This is a genomic window from Endozoicomonas sp. SESOKO4 (assembly GCF_024606275.1).
This window is the reverse complement of the sequence record NZ_JAHHPS010000210.1, coordinates 1-1202: the sequence shown is the minus strand read 5'-3', so window position 1 is coordinate 1202 and position 1202 is coordinate 1. Positions and strand designations below refer to the sequence as shown.

Below are 1202 nucleotides of genomic sequence, written 5' to 3'. Positions count from 1 at the left end.
GCGAGCTATCCATCCCCGAACTAGAAGTACGGGGCTTTCCGCTCAATTTGGTAATCTTTCTTCACTTTGGGTGAGGAAAGATTCTTCAAGTGTCTAACCCGGACTGTCTGTTGAAGAATATTTCCGATTGGTTATCCATAATCCTGTAAAGATCAATCCAGCTCCTATCAAGTGGTACTGGTAAAGTGTCTCTCCAAGAATGGGAATAGCGAACATGGCTGAAAAAACAGGGATTAGGAAGTTAAACATGGCCGCAGTGTTTGCCCCCAGAATAGACACGCCGAAATTCCATGACATATAAGCGACCAGTGAAGCAAACAAAGCAGCGTAACTGATGAGAAAAAGTGCTTTCGGACTGACGATAAAGCCACCTTTCGACGATAGCTCCCAGAGATAAAAGGGCAAGAGGATCAATACCCCAATCCCAACCAGAGTAGTCAACAGCTGAGCCCCGGATACGGGCAGTTCAAAACGCTTGAGCAACACCGTATAAGAGCCCCAACAGCAGGTAGCAAAAAACATGATCATGTCTCCCCTGCCAAAATCAAGGCTGGCCAGCGATGACCACTCGCCCTTACTGAAAATCGTCAGCAGCCCGGGAAGGGCCATCCCCATACCAAACAACTGTCTTTTTTTAGGAAAAACATTTAACAGTGGAATAGCCAGGATCATGGTAATAACAGGCAAAACTATTTGTATCAGGCCCAGATTCACCGCCTGTGTCGATTGAGCAGCGATATAGAGCAGTGTGTTAAAGCAGGTAATGCTGAAGAAACCCAGGATCAATAATTGATAACGACTCTGAAAAATCAGCTTTCTCTGCCGAACCAGCTTTTTTCCGGTAAATGAAAACAGAATCAGAAAAGTCAGGGCCCATCTCCAGAATGACAGCGCGATGGGAGGAATATCTCCCACACTCATTCGGCCTGCAACAAGGTTACCCCCCCCAACAGAGAGTTGCTAATACCAGCCCCAATACTGCCAGAATGTGGGGCTGGGTCTTCAAATGGGCGATTTTTTTTCTCAAAGTACTGCTCCGGAAAATCTGCCTACTGTCTCTTAAATCAAAAATAACGCAACTATTATGAAATACGCTCTGTAAATAAAGAGACTATAGATTTAACTGTATCCCTGCCTTAGTTAAACATAATCCATTTGCCGATCTTCAACTTCGATCATAAATAGTTCGATCATAAATAGAT

At 44.5% G+C, this 1202-nt stretch carries 1 pseudogene; it reads right to left on the bottom strand.

Annotated elements, in window-relative coordinates:
* Positions 1 to 93: 93 nt before the first annotated feature.
* Positions 94 to 930: pseudogene (locus KDK16_RS13490) on the bottom strand (DMT family transporter); the annotation flags it as partial.
* Between the last annotated feature and the right edge of the window lie 272 nt (positions 931 to 1202).